Origin of the sequence: Paludibacter sp. 221 (assembly GCF_010501035.1) — a bacterium.
Lineage (GTDB): Bacteria > Bacteroidota > Bacteroidia > Bacteroidales > Paludibacteraceae > QVMH01.
In genome coordinates this window covers 1-19,809 of sequence record NZ_QVMH01000014.1, presented here as the reverse complement: position 1 = coordinate 19,809, position 19,809 = coordinate 1, and the positions used below count along the sequence as shown (strand labels likewise).

13 protein-coding genes are annotated in these 19,809 nt (G+C 41.1%); 9 read left to right on the top strand and 4 right to left on the bottom strand.

What is annotated here, in order from left to right; translation table 11 throughout:
• Positions 1-163 precede the first annotated feature (163 nt).
• The 5 genes from topA (at position 164) to D0T49_RS04975 (ending at position 6,543) form a co-directional block, all read left to right on the top strand.
• On the top strand, positions 164-2,503 hold the full coding sequence (gene topA / locus D0T49_RS04995; RefSeq protein WP_163629494.1) for a type I DNA topoisomerase: 2,340 nt from the start codon (positions 164-166) through the stop codon (positions 2,501-2,503).
• A 158-nt stretch (positions 2,504-2,661) separates the two neighbouring features.
• Positions 2,662-3,720, top strand: coding sequence for a DUF4831 family protein (locus D0T49_RS04990; protein ID WP_163629493.1), 1,059 nt, complete (start codon positions 2,662-2,664; stop codon positions 3,718-3,720).
• 197 nt (positions 3,721-3,917) lie between these two features.
• Positions 3,918-4,694 carry a radical SAM protein gene (locus D0T49_RS04985; protein ID WP_163629492.1) on the top strand — a complete coding sequence of 259 codons (777 nt, stop codon included), beginning with the start codon at positions 3,918-3,920 and terminating at the stop codon, positions 4,692-4,694.
• Between the two features lie 132 nt (positions 4,695-4,826).
• A complete protein-coding gene (locus D0T49_RS04980) occupies positions 4,827-5,774 on the top strand; it encodes a glycosyltransferase (RefSeq protein WP_163629491.1) in 948 nt (315 codons plus the stop codon).
• 556 nt (positions 5,775-6,330) lie between these two features.
• Positions 6,331-6,543 (top strand): hypothetical protein, encoded by a 213-nt coding sequence (locus tag D0T49_RS04975; RefSeq protein WP_163629490.1) that lies wholly within the window; start codon positions 6,331-6,333, stop codon positions 6,541-6,543.
• 166 nt (positions 6,544-6,709) lie between these two features.
• Here the strand turns inward: D0T49_RS04975 and gap are convergent, their stop codons facing one another.
• Positions 6,710-7,711, bottom strand: a complete 1,002-nt coding sequence (gene gap, locus D0T49_RS04970) for a type I glyceraldehyde-3-phosphate dehydrogenase (RefSeq protein WP_163629489.1) — start codon at positions 7,709-7,711, stop codon at positions 6,710-6,712.
• A 254-nt stretch (positions 7,712-7,965) separates the two neighbouring features.
• Here gap and D0T49_RS04965 point away from each other — a divergent pair, with 254 nt between their 5' ends.
• The 3 genes from D0T49_RS04965 to mnmA all read left to right on the top strand — a co-directional run bounded on the left by D0T49_RS04965 (position 7,966) and on the right by mnmA (position 10,673).
• Positions 7,966-9,099 carry an aldose epimerase family protein gene (locus D0T49_RS04965; RefSeq protein WP_163629488.1) on the top strand — a complete coding sequence of 378 codons (1,134 nt, stop codon included), beginning with the start codon at positions 7,966-7,968 and terminating at the stop codon, positions 9,097-9,099.
• Positions 9,100-9,238: 139 nt separating this feature from the next.
• Positions 9,239-9,595, top strand: a complete 357-nt coding sequence (locus D0T49_RS04960; RefSeq protein WP_163629487.1) for a DUF3127 domain-containing protein — start codon at positions 9,239-9,241, stop codon at positions 9,593-9,595.
• 37 nt (positions 9,596-9,632) lie between these two features.
• Positions 9,633-10,673: a tRNA 2-thiouridine(34) synthase MnmA gene (gene mnmA, locus D0T49_RS04955; RefSeq protein ID WP_163629486.1), complete on the top strand. Its 1,041-nt coding sequence runs from the start codon at positions 9,633-9,635 to the stop codon at positions 10,671-10,673.
• A 424-nt stretch (positions 10,674-11,097) separates the two neighbouring features.
• Here the strand turns inward: mnmA and D0T49_RS04950 are convergent, their stop codons facing one another.
• Entirely contained in the window at positions 11,098-13,761 is a 2,664-nt protein-coding gene (locus D0T49_RS04950; RefSeq protein ID WP_163629485.1) for a calcium-translocating P-type ATPase, PMCA-type, read from the bottom strand.
• Positions 13,762-14,183: 422 nt separating this feature from the next.
• On the opposite strand from D0T49_RS04950, the gene D0T49_RS04945 reads away from it, so the two are divergent.
• Positions 14,184-14,363 (top strand): hypothetical protein, encoded by a 180-nt coding sequence (locus D0T49_RS04945; protein WP_163629484.1) that lies wholly within the window; start codon positions 14,184-14,186, stop codon positions 14,361-14,363.
• Positions 14,364-14,529: 166 nt separating this feature from the next.
• On the opposite strand, the gene D0T49_RS04940 is transcribed toward D0T49_RS04945, so the two are convergent.
• Both D0T49_RS04940 and D0T49_RS04935 read right to left on the bottom strand, forming a co-directional pair.
• A complete protein-coding gene (locus D0T49_RS04940; protein WP_163629483.1) occupies positions 14,530-15,228 on the bottom strand; it encodes a hypothetical protein in 699 nt (232 codons plus the stop codon).
• Between the two features lie 23 nt (positions 15,229-15,251).
• The coding region (locus tag D0T49_RS04935; RefSeq protein ID WP_163629482.1) for a T9SS type A sorting domain-containing protein at positions 15,252-19,809 on the bottom strand (4,558 nt) is incomplete at its 5' end.

The following is a 19,809-nucleotide window of genomic DNA, read 5'->3' as shown; positions in this document are numbered from 1 at the left end:
TATTTTGTTTTTTTTGTACTATTGGTTTCCGAAATACCTAAAAATATACTTCTGAAAACATAAAAATAAAAAATAATGATTTGAAAAATTGGAAGGTAACAATCTATTTTTCTTATTTTTGCACCAACAACAACATTCATTCAGTAATAGAGAACAAAATTTTATGTCTAAAAACCTTGTGATTGTGGAGTCGCCCGCAAAGGCGAAGACCATAGAGAAGTTTCTTGGAAAAAACTTCCATGTTATGTCCAGTTTTGGGCATGTGCGGGACCTCCCGGATAAAGGAATTAATATCGATTTTGAAAACAACTACACACCTAAATACGAAGTATCCAAAGATAAAAAAAAGATTGTAACAGAACTAAAAAAAGCAGTAAAAGAAGCCGATATCGTATGGCTGGCATCCGATGAGGACCGTGAGGGAGAGGCTATAGCATGGCACTTGTACGAAGAATTGGGACTGGAGCCGGACAAAACCCGCCGGATAGTGTTTCATGAAATAACAAAGGATGCAATCTTAAAATCTATCGAACATCCGCGTAGTATTGATATAAATCTGGTGAATGCACAACAGGCACGCCGTGTACTCGACCGTATAGTGGGTTTCGAACTGTCGCCGGTTTTGTGGCGCAAGGTCAGGCCATCGCTCTCGGCAGGGCGCGTACAGTCTGTTGCAGTGCGCCTTATAGTGGAGCGCGAGCGCGAAGTTCAGAATTTTAAGCCTGAGGCATCGTATCGCGTAAATGCAGTGTTTACCTCTGTTGATAAAGACGGGCATCCGGTACAGTTGAAAGCAGAACTTAACAATCGTTTTTCGACAAAAGCAGAAGCCTTAAAATTTCTGGAGTTATGTCAGTCGTCTGATTTTAACATTAGCGATATTGAGAAAAAACCAATAAAAAAGACACCTGCACCTCCTTTTACCACTTCTACCCTACAGCAGGAAGCATCCCGTAAGCTGGGATTTTCGGTTGCGCAAACGATGTCGATTGCGCAACGTTTATATGAAGAAGGTAACATCACCTATATGCGTACCGACTCGGTTAACCTTTCGGATTTGGCACTGAATACCTCCAAAAGCGAAATTATAAGCATGGTGGGCGAGAAGTATGTAAAAATACGCAAGTTTACCACCAAGTCGAAAGGAGCGCAGGAAGCGCACGAGGCTATCCGCCCTACTTATATGAATAAGCACTCGGTAGGTGCCAATGCTAATGAAAAACGCTTGTACGAGTTGATTTGGAAGCGTACGATAGCCTCGCAAATGGCTGATGCCGAGCTTGAAAAAACAATAATCCATATAGATATTTCGGGGTCTAAATACCAGTTTATAACAACAGGTGAGGTTATCGTGTTTGACGGTTTTCTCAATGTTTACATAGAGTCGACCGACGATGAGCCTGACGCACAAGATGAATCTCTGCTTCCGGCAATGAAAAAAGGGGAGAAACTTAGCGTTGACGAGGTGGTGGCGCAACAACGGTTTTCGCAGCATCCGCCGCGATACACTGAGGCCAGCCTTGTGCGAAAACTGGAAGAGCTCGGAATAGGGCGTCCCTCTACTTATGCTCCTACAATTTCTACCATTCAGCAGAGGAAATATGTGGAAAAAGAAAACCGTCAGGCCGAAAAGAGGGAATATAACCTGTTGACACTGAAAAAAGGAAAAATTACCGACCAAACCAAATTGGAAAATTACGGGGCTGAGAAAAGTAAACTCTTCCCTACAGACATCGGCATGGTAGTAACCGATTTTCTGATAGAGTATTTCCCTAACATCCTGAATTACAATTTCACGGCGAATGTTGAGAAGGAGTTTGACCACATTGCCGAAGGTGATATAGAATGGACAGCCTCGATAGACAAGTTTTACAAGGATTTTCATCCGTTGGTCGAAGATACTATTAAAAACTCAGAACGTCAGGTGGGCGAGCGCATTTTGGGTACCGACCCCAAAACAGGCCGTCAGCTCTCAGTGAAAATAGGAAAGTATGGGCCTATTGCTCAGATAGGTACAGTAGAGGAAGAAGAAAAACCAACTTTTGCCTCGTTGCTTAAAACCCAGTCTATCGAAACAATTTCGTATGAAGAAGCGTTGAAACTATTTGAATACCCTCGTAGTCTGGGAGAATATGAAAACGAGGATATGCAGGTAGCGATAGGTCGTTTTGGTCCTTATATCCGGCATAAAGGCAAATTCTACTCTTTGCCGAAAACGGATGAGCCGGGCGAAGTGACGGCTGCAAGGGCAATAGAAATTATTGAAGAAAAAAGAGAAGTGGAAAAAAACCGCCTGATTAATTCTTTTGGCGAGAATGATGAGATTCAGGTTTTGAACGGCCGCTTTGGCCCTTATATTTCGTTCGAAAAGAACAACTACAAGATTCCTAAAGACACCGACCCCAAGTCTTTGACCGAAGAGCAGATCAGGGCTATGATTAAGGAGCAAATGGAAGATGGTGGTAAAAAGAAAAAAAGAACACCGGCTAAGAAGAAAAAATAAGTAAAAAGTAGAAAGGTAAAAGGTGAAAGTTCATATTTTCATGACACATAGCTTATAAGCAATTTCTACTATGCGTCATGTGAGTAAAAAATGTTTTTTACTTTTATCTTTCACCTTTTTCCTTTCTACTTTCACCCTTTTACTTAAATAGACTAAATATGAAAAAGCTGTTTTTTATTTTTGCTTTTTTGCTAACATGCTGTGCAATGATGTTTTCGCAGGCAAGTTTCTCGTTGCCACAGGACGAGCCCGTTATAGTGTATTCACTTCCTAAAACGGAACTTTGCATTGAGGTAGAACTGGAAAAGACGCTACAGAAACCGGGTGAGTTTTTTCGCTATTCGGAACGCTATCTTGCTACTAAAGATGTGATTACAGAAGAAAAAAACTCTTTCCGTCTGAAAAGCGTGAATGTAAAAACACGTGCCATTGCCGACCCCGACAGGACATACGCCGTTTCTTCAGAAAATGGAGTGCTGAGCCGCCTATCGGTAAACGAAAAAGGCTTGCTTTGCGGAGTGGATGTTCCGTGTAAGGAGGGCGTTTCGGATTGTGATAAAAATAAGAACAACGCCGAGCCGAAGAAAAGAACGACAAAACCTCTTCCATTGACTGAGGAATATATGCTTGCAGGTTCTACCGCTAAAATGGCTGAGGGTGCTGCCAAACAAATCTACCGTATCAGAGAAAGCCGCTTGGCATTACTTGCTGCCGATGTGGAGCATTTTCCTGCCGATGGAGAATCTTTTAAAGTAATGCTTAGTGAGATGAATCGTCTCGAAAGGCAGTTGACCGAACTTTTTACAGGTACGTCTGTTACTGAGGTGCAAAAACATACTATTTACCTTACTCCGTCGGCCGAAATGAAAGGTGAAGTGCTGTTCCGTATTTCGTCTTTAAGCGGATTGGTGTCGGCCGCAGATTTAAGTGGCTCTCCTTATTACATCGACGTAATACCTCAGACAATTAAAACATACCGTATAGAGGAGACAAAGAAAACGAAGAAAAAAGGTGTTTCGGAAGCATTGCAAATATATTCGTTGCTACCTGCCGAAGCGAAAATAAACGTAGGCGACGGACGCAATATTTTCTTTAGTGGTGAGTTTGTTATGCCACAGTTCGGACATGTAGTACCGGTTCCGCAAGCGTATTTACAAAAAGAAAATGCTAAGGTATACATTGACGAACAAACAGGGCGGCTGCTCAGGGCAGAATGATGTTAGTTATTAATTATCAATTATTAATGATTAAATCGTTGGATGCATTTTAAAAAGTATAATGACTTGAAAAGTCAGCCTTTTCAGGCATGAGCATACTTTTAAAAAACACCTACAAATTGTTGTCGTAATGATTATCAGATTTTTTATTAATACTTGATAATCATTGAAAATTAACAATTAATAATTATTTAAAGATGATTTTGTTTGACCAAGTAATATTCGGGCCTATCCGTAGCCGGAGGTTGGGCATCTCGCTGGGGGTTAATCTGTTGCCTATTGATGCGAAAATCTGTTCGTATAATTGTATCTATTGCGAGTGCGGGTTTAATACCACTATGCGCGAAGCTCCTATACCTACACGTGAGCAGGTAAAGCAGATGTTGGGGGCGAAACTGGAGGATATGCGGGCATCTTCGGAGCCTTTGGATGTCATTACCTTTGCCGGAAATGGCGAGCCTACCCTGCATGCCGATTTTGCCGGTATTATTGATGATACAATAGAATTGCGTAATAAGTTTTATCCTGAGGCAAAGGTCAGTGTGCTGTCTAATTCTACGCGTATTGGCAAGCCGGAGGTATTCAATGCGCTTCTGAAAGTAGATAATAATATACTGAAATTCGACTCGGCTATAGATAGGACTTACCAATTGTTAGACCAGCCTGTAGGGAAAGATAAAAACCTGACGGTAGATTGGCTGATTGAACATTTTAAACAGTTTAATGGTAAGTTGATTATTCAAACCATGTTTACACGGGGTGAGCATAAGGGCGAAAAGTTTGATAATACCACTGACGAGGAAATCACGGCTTGGCTCAACGCGTTGGAGCAAATACGCCCTTCGCAAGTGATGATTTATACGCTCGACCGTAAAACGCCTATCGAGAACATTGAGCGTATCTCGTTGGACGAATTAAATTCTATTGCCAACAGAGTACGTCAGAGAGGTTTTGATATTTCGGTAGCAGGGTGAAAGAGTTTATTGGTAAGTTGAAAGGTAAAAGTAAGAAGGGGAAGATAGAGTAAAAAGATAAAGGGAAAAATACTTTTACCTTGTAACTCGTAACTGTCCGAAGGACGAAGTAACTTGTAACTATTAGAGAATATGAAAGTCCTTATTTGTCCGTTGAACTGGGGTTTAGGGCACGCTACACGCTGTGTCCCAATCATCAGGCGGCTGATAGATAAGGGTGATAGCGTAACGGTAGCTGCTGATGGCTTCCCCCTCCAATTTCTTCAACAAGAATTTCCCAATCTCCCTTATATCGAATATTCTTCTTATCCTATATCCTATTCAAAGGGTAAATCGCAGGTATTTGCTATGCTGCGGTGTTTCCCTGCGATAGTACGTAAAATAGTAGCCGAACACCAATGGCTAAAGAGAATACAAGCAACAGAGCATTTTGATATGGTTATCTCAGATAATCGCTTCGGGCTTTGGAGCAGCAATACAAAATCGGTTTACATTACTCACCAGCTAATGGTTAAAATGCCAAAGGCTTTGAGGTTTATGGAATCGGTGGTGTGGCGGCTTCATCGTTTTTTTATATTGAAATACGATGAATGTTGGATTCCCGACTTACGGGGCGAGAAGAATCTTTCAGGCGATTTGTCGCATAAATACCCTTTACCGGCTAATGCCGGGTTTATAGGAGCATTGTCGCGTTTTAGTTTGCTAAATGGGATAAGCCCGAACCGAGAATATGAAACTGTGGTTATTCTTTCCGGAGTAGAGCCACAACGCTCGATATTTGAGGAGAACATGATTACCCGTTTTGCAAACGTGTCGGGAAAGACCTTAATTGTACAAGGACAACCGCAGGAAAAGAAGGTTGTACAGCATATAAACGGTGTAACTATTGTATCTCATACAGAGGATGAAGAATTAGCCGCGATTCTGTTGGGAGCTAAAAAGATTGTATCACGTTCGGGCTATTCCACCATCATGGATTTACACGTATTGGGTTGCTTGGATAAGGCCGAATTTATTCCTACTCCCGGACAAACGGAACAAGAGTATCTTGCACAGCATATTAATAGGTTAACACTCTGAGTAAAATGTTTTCGCCTAAGTTCCGAAAGTATGTGTTTAACCGTTAAAAGTTTGTGATAGATTTGTAAGTGTCTTACTTTTGTTTTCACATTCTTCGAGCAAAAAAGAGGAATGATTTAGTTAGCTACAAGTTATCAGCTACAAGCTATAAGTCTTGTCCTTTATCTTTTGTTCTTTTTGTCTTTTTTAATGCAATATGACTTTCTCTCAGCAAATAACACCTCAAAAAAATGCTTTTGCAAACGTTAAAATGTTTGNAACTATTATAGGTCGAAAGATTTTTCGCCCCTACCGTTGTTTGTATTCCCTTGTTTTCTATTCATGTATAATGAATGTTGGTTGTGTGTTTCACAGAGCCACACAGAGCCGTTCACGGAGTTTCACAGAGAGTTTTTTACCTCTGGCGAAGCTCCGTGTTTTTCTTTGTGTGGCTTTGTGGGATATTTACTACACATACCCAGCGGCTTCCGAAGAAAACAATCTCAGTGTCTTAGTGTCTCCGTGTTTTTAAAAACTAAATAATAATTAATAACTAACAATTAAACATTATCAACTCATGAACAGAAAACAATTTTTTCGTCAGACATTTTTTTTCGTCTGTATTTTTCAATTTTCGTTTTTTATTTTTAATGCGAATGCACAGGTAACTATCGGGGCTGATAAAGAACCGGAGAATTACTCTCTCTTAGAACTGATAAGTAATACCGGTGGAGTACGTTTGCCGCAACTAAATTATACTGAACGTGCTGCACTAACAACCCAACTGTAAGGCATTGAGGAAGCCAAGAAAGATATGTCAAAGGGATTGACTATTTTCAGTAAAAACATAAAAAAAGATAACTGCCTCTGTATCGAGTAGTTATCTTTTGGGATTACAAACAAAAACGAGCCGGAGAAGTCCGGCTCGTTTTGCGTTATATCATAAAATAAGAAACTTATTTTACAGTATCCATATGTGCGATAAGATCCAACACTTTGTTTGAATAACCCCACTCATTGTCGTACCAGCTAACAAGTTTTACAAAGTTACCGTTCAACGCGATACCTGCACCTGCATCGAAGATAGAAGTACGTGGATCGGTGATAAAGTCGCTTGATACAACTGAATCTTCAGTATAACCAAGGATACCTTTCATTTCGTTTTCAGAAGCAGCTTTTACAGCAGCTTTGATTTCGTCGTAAGTAGCTGATTTTTCCAAACGTACTGTCAGGTCAACCACTGATACGTCAGCAGTAGGAACACGCATTGACATACCTGTAAGTTTACCGTTCAACGCAGGGATAACTTTACCTACAGCTTTAGCAGCACCTGTAGAAGAAGGGATGATGTTTCCTAAGATAGAACGGCCACCTCTCCAGTCTTTTTTAGATGGAGCGTCAACAGTTTTTTGAGTATTAGTAGCAGCGTGAACAGTTGTCATCAAACCTTCAACGATACCAAATTTATCATTGATAACTTTAGCTAAAGGAGCCAAACAGTTAGTAGTACAAGAAGCGTTAGAAACAACGTCCATGTCTTTAGTGTAAGCATCAAGGTTAACACCGCAAACGAACATAGGAGCGTCGGCAGAAGGAGCAGAGATAATTACTTTCTTTGCACCACCTTTGATGTGAGCGCTTGCTTTTTCAGTAGTAGTGAAAACACCTGTAGATTCAACCACATAGTCAGCACCAGCTTTTCCCCATGCAATTTCTTCAGGATTCATAGAAGTGTAGAAAGCAACTTCTTTACCGTTTACAAAAAGTTTGCCGTCTTTGTTTTCTGCAGTACCGTTAAATCTGCCATGTACTGTATCGTATTTCAACATGTAAATCAAATAGTCAAGATCCAAGAATGGGTCATTTACTGCAACAACTTGAATGTCGTTTCTTTCTTGAGCGGCACGGAATACTAAACGTCCGATGCGACCAAAACCATTAATACCTACTTTAATCATTTTATTTTTGTTTTAAAATTAAGTTTCTGAAATCCGCTGCAAAATTACAAATTTCATACCTATTTGACAAAAATACTTTAAAACTAATTATGTAATTTCTCAGAATTGCAAAATGGAGATTACAATTTGCAGGGTTGTGGTTAAATATGTCCTTTTTCTGTCAGAAATTACCCATTAAAAAAATCAAATCATTGTTTTTTTGTAAAACAGAGCTCTGGCATAAACGATAAATAATTTTGACACGCACAACCAATATGAAACAATATATTCTCTTATCTTACCTCATTCTGTTACTGGTTTTTACAGGGTGCAACAATCCTGTTCAGGCACCAAAATTAAATCCTGAAAATTTCGCCGGAGAAATTGACGGAAAACCTGTAAATCTCTACTTGCTGACAAATAAAAACGGAATGGAAATGACCGTGTGCAACTATGGGGCAAAAGTGGTTTCGTTTTATGTGAAAGACAAAAACAACAATTCCGACGATATTATACTTGGTTACGACAGTTTAGCCGACTATCTGAACCCCATAAAAAAAATGACAGGCTCGGTGGTAGGCCGTGTAGCTGGTAGAATAAGTGGCGGGCAGTTTGAAATAGACGGCAATGCTTACAAACTTCGTCAGGTTAACGAACGAAACTTTCATTCGCACGGTGGCTACAAGGGATTCGACAAAGTGGTATGGGATGTACTGGAGCATAATAAGAATAGCATAACGCTTCAATACACATCGGCCGATGGCGAAGAAGGCTATCCGGGTACACTGAAAACAATAATGAAGTATGAACTTACTGATGAAAATATTTTTCGGATAACCTACGACGCAACCACCGACAAACCTACGCTTGTAAACCTGACTCACCACTCATTTTTCAATCTGGCAGGGGCTGGTAACGGCAATGTAGAAAACCATATATTAGAAATCAATTCGGCCGCTTACCTACCTATATTGCCAACTACTATTAATACGGGCGAAATAAACACGGTGGCAGGCACTCCCTTCGATTTCAGAACATACAAGCGTGTAGGGGATGGTATAAATAGCTCATTCCCACAGATACAATATGCGAAAGGCTACGACCACACTTGGGTAATCGATAAAAAAGGGGGAGAAGAACTGTCTTTTGCAGCCGGCATTTACGACCCTAATAGCGGAAGAAAAATGGATGTTTTTACTAACCAGCCCTGCCTGCATTTTTACACATCTAAATCATCGTCGCCAAAAACAGGAAAAGGCGGAAAAGAATACGGAAACCGTGCGGGATTCTGCATGGAAACCATGCATTATCCCGACGGCATTAACCAACCTGCTTTTCCCGCATATATACTTCGCGCAGGCGAGACGTATTATCATATCTGCGAATTCCGGTTTTCAATTATAGAGTAAGAAACTGTTGATTTTTTTCACAAAGAAATTATTATACGTTCAAAAAAACTCCAAAATATTTTTCAAAATATGAAGTAACTTGGTCAGTTCTTAATTAATAATTACCTTTGCTTGATTATAAAAAAAGATTTAGACAGATATGGAAATTTCAGGAAAAATTATTGCCGTTTTGCCTCTTGCAACAGGCGAGGGTAAAAACGGAACATGGCGTTCGCAAGATTATGTATTGGAAACTTACGACCAATATCCGCGCAAAGTATGCTTCAACTTATTTAACGACCGCATCGACCAATTCTCTATAGCTATAGGCGACGACGTAGAAGTTAGTTTCGACATCGAAAGCCGCGAGTACAACGGACGCTGGTACACAACAATCCGCGCATGGAAGGTTGCAAAAAAAGACCAAAACGTAGCACCTCCACCGCCTGTAGGTCAGTTCCCTCCGTTCAACCCCGAAGATGCAAGCAGCAACGACGGAAGCGATCTGCCTTTTTAATGGTTGAGAATCAAGATTCAGGGACTGTAACTGCAATATGAAACAAAGCGTTTTGCTTGGCATGAGTGGCGGCACCGATAGCTCGGTTGCTGCCATGATTTTATTACAGCAAGGTTACGAAGTCACCGGAATCACGTTTCGCTTTTGGGAAGAGGAAGAAAACACACATCTACAAGATGCCATATCGCTTGCCCATCGGCTTGGAATAAAACATATTGTTTACGATGCAAGAGAAGTGTTCAGAGAAAAAATCGTACAGTATTTCGTTGGCGAATACCTTGCAGGGCGTACTCCGTTTCCTTGTGCAAAATGCAACAACGAGTTGAAATGGGAACTGATTTTTCAGGAAGCCGACAGACTTGGTTGCGACTTTGTTTCGATGGGGCATTATGTAAATATCGTAAAAGAAAACAGCCATTATTTTATCTCCGAAGGAGTAGATCGGGACAAAGACCAGTCGTTTTTTCTTTGGGGATTGCGGCAGGAGCAATTATCACGAATCATATTTCCGTTAGGAAACCTAACAAAGACACAGGTACGCCGGTTTGCTCAAGAACGGGGATTTGAATCGGTAGCAAATAAAAAAGACAGTCTCGGAGTTTGTTTCTGTTCGGGCGATTACCGCGACTTCCTTCGTGAATACCTCAAAGATTATAAAAAATACATTTTCCCCGGCAATTTCGTTGACGAGGAAGGCAATATACTTGGACAGCACCAAGGTTATCCGCTCTATACTGTAGGACAACGCCGGGGGCTTATTTACCTCAATCGCGCCGTGTTTGTAAAAGAAATCCGTACACAGACAAACGAAGTGGTACTTGCTCCGCTAAAAAGCCTGTACCAAACCGAATTTTATGTCCGCGATTTCAATGTGGTCGATAAAAATTTATTTTCTCCCAATTTCGACACCATCACCCGGATACGCTACCGCAAACAAAACACTTTGAGTAGAATAATATTTGCCGGAAACAACCGGATGAAAGTGGAACTTGCTGAGCCACTCGAATCCATTGCTCCCGGACAAACTGCCGTATTCTACCGCAACGGTAAAGTGCTGGGTGGAGGATTTATTGAGTGAACAATAAATTATTAGTTGTTAATGCTTAATTATTATTCTTTAAACACGGAGACACCAAGACACGGGGTTAATTATTAATGTTTAATTATTATTTGTTTCCGTTCTGTATAGCGGCTTCAAGTCCGCTTTACGGGTAATGCCTTTATACTTTCGGATTTGCAATCCGAAAGCTATTATCTACGGATTTTAAAATCCGTTATTAGTATATCATCGGATTGCAAATCCGATGAGACAAAAGTTAATAGTTACGAGTTACAAGTTTGAGATAAGAAGTAGGGAGTAAGAGTCAATTAAGTAACTTTATACTTTTCCCTTTCACCGTTTTCCTCATTCTTATTTCTTTCATCTTGATTCTTTAGTCTATTCAGGGCTATCAGCATTCAATTGTTGCCGATAGCTAAACGTGTTTTATAGTCTCTGTAGATTACTTCCTATTTTGTTTTTTGCTGAATATTTTTCGTATCAACTTGGCGATTTCAGTAACCGGAAGCGGTGCTAACGATAGTCCTGCTACCCACCACCATTGTGTGGCGGTAAGTTTTACAACATGGAATATCTCTCCTAATGACGGTATAAAGAGTACAACCAGCATTAATAGAAATACTATCGCAATAGCGCCAAGCAGGTGCTTGTTTTTAAATATGCCTTTGAATGCAGAGTGGTTGCCTGTACGTATTCCGAATATAATAACCATCTGCGAGAAAGCCAGTGTCGCGAACGTCATTGTTTGAGCTACCTCCACGCTGCTGTGTACCCCAATGTTGTAAGCCGTAAGTGTCAATAAGGCTATCAGTATACCTTGCAGAAAAATACGTATGGTGAAAGGTCTTGTCATGATGCCTTTACGCGAGTCGATGGGCTTACGCTCCATAATATCTCCTTCGGCCGGTTCTACACTTAGAGCAAGCGCGGGTAGGCTGTCGGTCACAAGGTTAATCCATAAGATATGAATAGGTAGGAGGGGAGATACCCAGTTTGCCATCACAGCTACGAAAAGCACCAGAATTTCACCGATATTAGTCGAAAGCAGGAATTGTATTGCTTTCAGTATATTGTCGTATATACGGCGTCCTTCTTCCACGGCTGACACTATGGTGGCAAAATTGTCGTCGGTAAGCACTACGTCGGCCGCTTCTTTCGATACGTCGGTTCCTGTAATTCCCATTGCTACGCCTATGTCGGCCAGTTTCAAAGCCGGAGCGTCATTAACACCGTCGCCCGTCATGGCAACGATATTACTGTTTGCCTGAAACGCTTTCACGATACGCACTTTATGTTCGGGCGATACACGGGCGTAAACGGCAATTTGATTGGCATTGGCTTGTAAATCTTCGTCCGACATTTTTTCTACATCAATACCCGTCAGCGCTTTGTCGTTGTCGTCCATGATTCCGAGCGATTTAGCAATGGCTACTGCTGTTATTTTATGGTCGCCCGTTATCATTACGGGTTTTATGCCTGCTTTGCGGCATTTTTCAACAGCAGCTTTTACTTCTTCGCGCGGAGGGTCAATCATACCCACCATACCCACGAATACAAGTTCCGTTTCGATAGTAGAGGGGGTAATCTCCTTGGGAAGTGAGTTAATCTCTTTAGTAGCCATAGCAAGCACACGCAATGCGTTTTCTGCCATTTGGAGGTTGGCATTGGCAATTTCTTTTTTGTCTTTCGTTGTTATCTCGCGGATTTTCCCCCTGTCGTATATCCTGTTGCAGCACGCGAGCAACTCGTCTACTCCTCCTTTTACTGCTACAGTGAGAATTTCTCCTTTTTTATGAACTGTACTCATCAGTTTTCGTTCCGAATCGAACGGGATTTCGGCCACACGTGGTAAGTTCTTTTCAATCTCGTCTTTTACCACATTATATTTCAGTCCCATATCCAAAAGGGCAGTTTCGGTAGGGTCGCCAATGCTTTCCCATTTGCCGTTCTTTTTGCTAAGTTTAGCATCGTTGGCAAGTATGGATATAGTCATCAGCTCTTTATCCGTGTCTATTTCTTCTTTTGAGATATTGTTTAAATCCTGTATTTCTCCGTTTACATAAACTTTTGTTACCGTCATACGGTTTTGGGTAAGAGTTCCTGTTTTGTCGGAGCATATTACACTGGTGCTACCTAATGTTTCTACCGACGGAAGTTTACGTACTATTGCATTCCGTTTGGCCAAGCGTTGAACGCCTACTGCCAATACAATGGTGGATACGGCCGGAAGCCCTTCGGGGATGGCAGCGGCAGCCAAGCTCACCGCAGTCATAAACATATCCAGTATATCACGCCCGTACAATACGCCAACGATGAATATTATTACACAGATGCTTAAAGCGGCAATAGCAAGAATTTTTCCCAATTTATCCAGACGTTGCTGCATGGGTGTTTTAGTGTCGGGAACTGACTGTATCATCGAGGCTATTTTGCCTACTTCGGAGTGCATGCCTGTAGCAACAACAATTCCTTTGCCTCGTCCGTAAGTTACGCTGCTGGATGCATAAGCCATGTTGTCGCGGTCGCCTAAGGATACTTCTCCTTCTATTTTATGTGTAATTTTTTCTTCGGGAACTGATTCGCCTGTCAGCGCAGCTTCCTGTAGTTTTAAGTTTATAGCTTCTATCAGGCGTATATCGGCGGGGACAGAATCTCCGGTTTCGAGTATTACGATATCGCCAACTACCAATTCGCGCGATGCAATTACCTGTGTTTGACCATCGCGGATGACTTTGCATTGCGGGGACGACATTTTTTCGAGTGCATCGAGCGATTTTTCGGCTTTTGCTTCCTGAAATACACCTATCACTGCATTCAGTATCACGATTATCAAAATAATGATTGCGTCGCTGAATCCTTCGCCGTGCAATACTCCTACCACGCCTGAGATGATGGCTGCCACGAGCAATACAATAATCATGAAACTCTTGAACTGGTCGAAGAATTTGGCAATAAGGCTTTTGTGCTTTTTCTTTTCAAACTCGTTGTAGCCGTTTTTCTGTAGCCGTTCTTTTGCTTCCTTATTGCTGAGCCCTGAATGTATGCTTGTTTTGAAATGCTGTTCGGTTTGTTCGGGAGAGTAATTATAGAATTTATCTGTTTCCATCGTTTGTATATGGTTTATATTTTTACTGTAACAATATATTGGCATGGATAGTTTTGGAGGTTGTCTAAATTTATCAGGTAAGCTAAATTTAGACAAGCTCTTATATCTAAGCCAAATTTAACTACAAATTTTTTAATAGGAAAGAAAAGCAATCGGATATATTTTATGGTGGCATAGTGCAGGTGGTTAATTGTTGCTATTCTGTATTTTTAGTTTGTTTTTTTAAGATATGCAAATATAAATGTCTTTTATAGTATGTTCAATACTTCCTTTTGCTTTAAAAATGTTTTAAAAGTCGTTTTTTAACTATATTTGTAGAATATAGGATGCGGTTCGGCAATTCTGCGAAAACAAGTATTCTCCAATTGCTCTCACCTTTCACTATATTTGTGATATAATATTTATACAAACAAATTTATTGTTTGAAACAACCTCTAAGATGGAAAAACACGATAGGTTTCGGTATTTTGTGGCAGGCTACCAAAAGCGTTCGTATACAAGCCTATTATGATATTGTGGATTTTGAAAATACGGCAAATGTAGCCGGTGTAGATGCGAAAGAAGCCAATGTGTTCTCCCTCAGGCTACAATACCGGTTTTAAATATATCTACACTCCCCTCAATACTTCAGCTCCCCTCGGATGGAAATAATAACTAAGCACTCATGGAATTTGCCGGAGTTACGCCTAAAAAAAGTGGGAAAAATGGATGATTTACCATTTTTCCCACTTGCTTTTTTACTAATACTCTTTGTAGTATATAATTAACCTATCGAAGCATTTTCCTTGCTTTGAATACACCAAACAGCAGCGAGAATACTACTAACAGCACCAGTCCATCACCTACCGGTTGTGTCATCGTAATCACGGCAACTTCTCCTGTACCACTATTACCGGGAGAAAAACTAGTCTGTGTGTTGAAATCGCGCAGCCTGTCTGCTGTATTGCTCTGGCTGATAGTACTGAAATTTTCATTGCGTGGCGAATAGCTATTCTCACTAACAACTTTGCTTGCTGCTTTGGTCGATTGTAAACTCATCTGGCTAATGAGCGGCAGATTAGGAATTTGCTGCATGGCTTGTGCAATCTGTATATCCTGCGACCTTTTTTTGTTCACATTTATATTAAGTTCAGCACCATTGCTAATAATGGCACCTTGCCTGGAACCACCACCATTGGTAGTTCCGGACGAAAACATTCCTGCGAAGTCGAGCTGCATGGTGCTGCCCGAATTGCTGCTAAGCGACGAAGATGGAGCTATAGGCATATCATTTGTGTTGCCCACAACGGGCGAGGGAGTGGTACTTTTAAAAGTACTGAGAGGTCCCTGCAACGTTGTAGATGTATTATACTGTTGTTGCTCTACAGAGCTGTGATAAGATGTTTTTTCGGCATAAGCCTTCGGATGAATCCCTGAAACAGCATAACCTATAAAAGCACCGAATATGAATATCATTATATTTTTCATGTTGTTATTAAATTTGTATGTTGTTACTGGATTAATACTTTAAATGTTTCCTCTATGTCACCTTGTACCGTATTCAGTAAGTAAACACCTGTAGTAAGGTTAGGACGAATAACATTCTCGTTACCTTCGATAGTATAGCTGTAAAGTTGCAAACCGGTGATATCGTATAGTGTCAACTTTGTTTTTTTACCCGAATAGTTGTTGATGTATATATTACCATCTCTTTGATAAACATCTATCAACCCTGTAGTTTGGCTACTGTTGGTCAGTTTCAGTTGGAAACGTGCACTGGCTGCAGTAGCTTGTCCGTCGGCTGTAAAGCTGTACTGGCTACCTTCGGCAGTGATGTCGACAGTAGTGCCGGTTTGCGTATCGGTTAAGTACAAGGCATCATACTCTGTCTCCAGATTCTTGTGGTTGAATGTTAGCGTATATTCGTCAACTCCCGCCTCAGGTTTAAACATTATCACGTTGTTTTCTATTTTGGGCAGTGCATTTACCTGACAATCATTTCCTCTTTCGCTGAAGTAGAGTTGAGCCCGGTCTTGCGAAGCAAACATTTTGCGTCCGTCGTAACCGTTGTCGTAATCGTAGGTAGCCGCTGCATCGGTAAATATCCATGCGCAGTCTTTCAGTTGGTCGTCGCTGCTCAGGCTTATTTTACTGTACACTTGGTCGTCTACACGGGCTACACGTTGGTGAGTGCTATTAGGTGCTACAGCATTATATTTGAATTTAACACTGCTTGCAGCTGTCATACCTGTGCTGACTGGCAACACCACAAATCCTTGCATCGATGGCAGTTTGAAGCCTGCACCCATAGTTGCGTTTGGAAGCGCGAGGTACTGACCGGGAGCTGCTGTAGCTCCGGCATCTATAGTTCCTTGACCTTGGCCTTCCAATGCTTGCCACTCTAACATGCTACCGCTATGGTATAGGTAAACAGCTTTTTCCAGTTCACTGCCAAAATCGATACCGCTTTGGATATCCAAACCTGCTGCGAATGGGTTGCTTAGTACGTATCCGCTATTGGTTTTTGGCAATGTAACATCAACATCCGAAGTATTCAGCGTGCCGCTAAATGTAAATGGCTGGTTGTTGAATTTATTCCATACGGCTATCTGATAACCCATACCCGCTATTAGAGGGTCACTGTTCGTCATCACTGTCCAAGGTGCTTCGTCGTTGGTGCTATTATAGCTACGTACGAAAGTGTTGTACAGAGTAGGAATTACAGGCACTGGTCCCTGTACCGGTATACCGAAGTATTGCCATACAAGTTCGTTTTGGGTGTATTTTCCATCTGTAGTAGCACGGTGTACTTTAAATTCCACATCGGTATTTATACTTGTAGCAGGAGGCACTATCAGGCTACCGTTTTTGGTAGGAGTAGATGCAGTTGCATCTCCGGCTTTAATTATGAACTTGCCGCTACCGGTATTGCTTACAGTGCCGCTAATGGTAAACGCTGCATCCGGTAAAATTACAATATTACGATCTGTAGCATTTGTAAAGTCGGCAGCTGTATATTTGCCATTGATATGGAGATCGGCTACAGCTGATGAGCCGATGGTAATATTGCTTGCCGGTGGAGGTACAGTGCCTGAATTCCAGTTGCTTGCAACGTTCCATAAATTACCATCCGAAGTATCGTCACCAATCCATTCGTCTGTTACCTCTACTTTTTCGAATATCAATACAGGCATGTAGCTTAAGTCAGTCTCAGCAGCACCTTCCATCGAGTGGAAATAAGTAAATCCGTCGCCCCCATTTACGTAAATTCCGGCAACTTGCAAACGAAGCGTATTACCTAAATTCTCAAAAACAGAGGAGTATAACTCTATGTTTATAGGAGAACCGGCTGCTGTTTCCGAAGCAATAGTTACTTCGTTTGAAAGAACTGTGCCCAATTTATTGAGATTATCTTCGTTATTCTTCGTCCATGTCATATCCGCAATAGGCAGGCTTGAGGTAACCGTTCTTGCCTCTATTTTTGATGTTTGAGAGAGATATTGTCTCCTTTGTACAAATAGTCGTAATGTAACTTTGTTATATGCCGAAATATCCGACGGAGTATTAAATTCCAGATAGCTTCTACGATTATGGCTACTAGTTGCACTCTCTGACCGATATTGCTGAACATTCAATTCTTTATTCGTAAAATAGTTAGAGCCTGTACTTGTTCCACTTACATAGGTGTCGGCCGTTACCGGAATCACATTTTTTGGGAATGCACCTACCGAAATTGTTCTATTTGCTTTTACATTGCTTAGTGTTACGGTATATGTTCCCGATTGTTCGGTAAAGCTGTGGTCGAAAACTCCGTCAACACTAACATGAGGCAGGTGATAGTCGTTTTCCAATGTGAATGTAAGTTCGTATGTATCATCATAATTCACAGTGGCAGGAGCATTTACAAAGGTAACACCTGTAAGCTTGCTTGTACTGATATCGAATGTAATCATACTAGTTGTGAACGTAAGTTCTGTGTCGCCTGTTATGCTATGTACAGCAACAGTGTATTTGTTGTTTCCTAAAAATACAGGTAGCTCTACGGTTGAATTAGCATCGCCAACAACTGTCAACTGTTCGTAAGCATCATCCAACGTAATCTCTATTCCCAAGCTAGTACCGGCAATATACTTGTTGTCTGTAAGTGGTGTGGGAGATGTTATTGTAACACCGGGTGCATTTGTCAAATTGAAAGTTACGGTGTTCGGTGCTTCGGCTGAAATGTTGATAATGGTATTTGCCGCAATATTATCTATTGTAAACGTATAGTTTATGTTATCCGAAGTAGTACCAACATTAGAGCTTAGCTCGCTGTTAATCGTTATCACCGGAATATATCCGTTTGTTACACTGTAAGTAACAGTAAACGGATCTCCCGAATCACATGTTGTGGATGTAGTAGTAGAAGTTATTGTAGCATTGTCTCCTTTTGTTACCTCCACTGTAAATGTGGCCAACTCAAATTCCCATGCAAATTTACTGTCGCTTGTATTTTCATTTGTTTTAGAAGCACCAGACGGATAATTAGGCTTTTCCAGTTTTAAAGCACTGGTAAGGAAAGTTGTACTACCTAAGCCCGAACTGGAACCTCTGGAACCTGTGCGGATATTGGCCTGTAGGTTCGACCCCTTGGAGTTACTTATAGCGGGGGAATATACGTGTGCCATTATCCATTCGGTAGCATCGCCCGTAATGAGAGGCGAATCGGCAACAGTAGTAGAAGTCACACGGAGATACGAATCAGCTTCTTTTGAGTATATATTGTAAGTGGTGCCTTTGAGACCGGATGTTGAATAATCGTTTTTCTTTATAAAGCCGAATAGCTGAGAAGCCTCGCTTTCATCTTTATCGCCCAAAGCAAAAGCTGTTCCATCCCATGTTAAGTATTTTTCGTACAAACCGTTATTGGTACCTCCTGCTTTATTCAAACTTTTAATACGATACCATTTTACAATTTCGTTGGTGCTTGATATGGATTCATACGAATTTACATAAAAATCGTCCAACTCGGCTTGTTCCACAAAACGCCATGCACGAGGGCTCCCATTCAATCCTGTACTTGACCAATAGTAAGGCGGAGCTGCTGCTTCTGTAAGAACAAAATTATCAGCTGCTCCTGTTTCTCCAATATAGCTGGTGCTTCCATATCGTTGAATAGTAGTGTAAGTAGTATTAATAGGTATGTCGGTTATAACGCCATCGCCATCGGCATTTGCCTTAAACATCTTTATTTTGAACTCGTCGGTTGTTCCCGAAGTTCCATATGTAAATGTATTGCCATCTTTATTTATCAACTTGCAGCAACCTGCATTAGTGCCGGCAACTACTTTCCACAATTGTGCGTTACGAGGAGTGCCTGTAGGCCTCAAAAAGTCGCCACACTGCTTTTCAGTTCCATTATAAGTAAGCAGAGTACAGAACCGTCCGTCTTGGTCTGCAATGTATTTTCCTGCTTTGCTACTGGAGTTACCGTCGGCACTATGCCCGTTTTCGATATAATACCAAACATCTGCACTTCCATCAGCAGGACTTATTGTTACAGGAGATGTTTCACCTACTGCTTTCAAAACGATTGTTTTAGTAGCCTCTCCCGATGTTAAAACAAGATTGGCTGTATATGTTTTTTCCTCGATTGGAATAATTTTCACAGCCAGCGTTCCGCCTGTTGTTGCATCCCATGCTTTTTCGGTCACAGTAAACAAATCTTTATCGGTACCTGTAACTTCGTAAGAAATATTTTCTTTTAAATCAAGTCCTGTGATTATTATTTCTTTTGTTTCTGAATTCAAGTTAAGAGTCACATTGCCAAAATTTAAATCTGACACTGTAGCATCTATTATCGGTTCTTCTTTTTTTACGAATCTGATAGCACAGCCACCATCATAAAGCTGAAACTCGCCGATTGGGTTACCTGCGTTTGAACCTCCTGTTGGATTAAAGGCATTTTTAGCTGTAGTAGCTTTACGCTTGATAGCTATTTTTCCGGCATAATCTCCTGAATAAATAGGCAAAATTTCGAATACATCACCTTCTCCGGCAGTTGCCTGAAAAGCGGAAGATACTAATTTT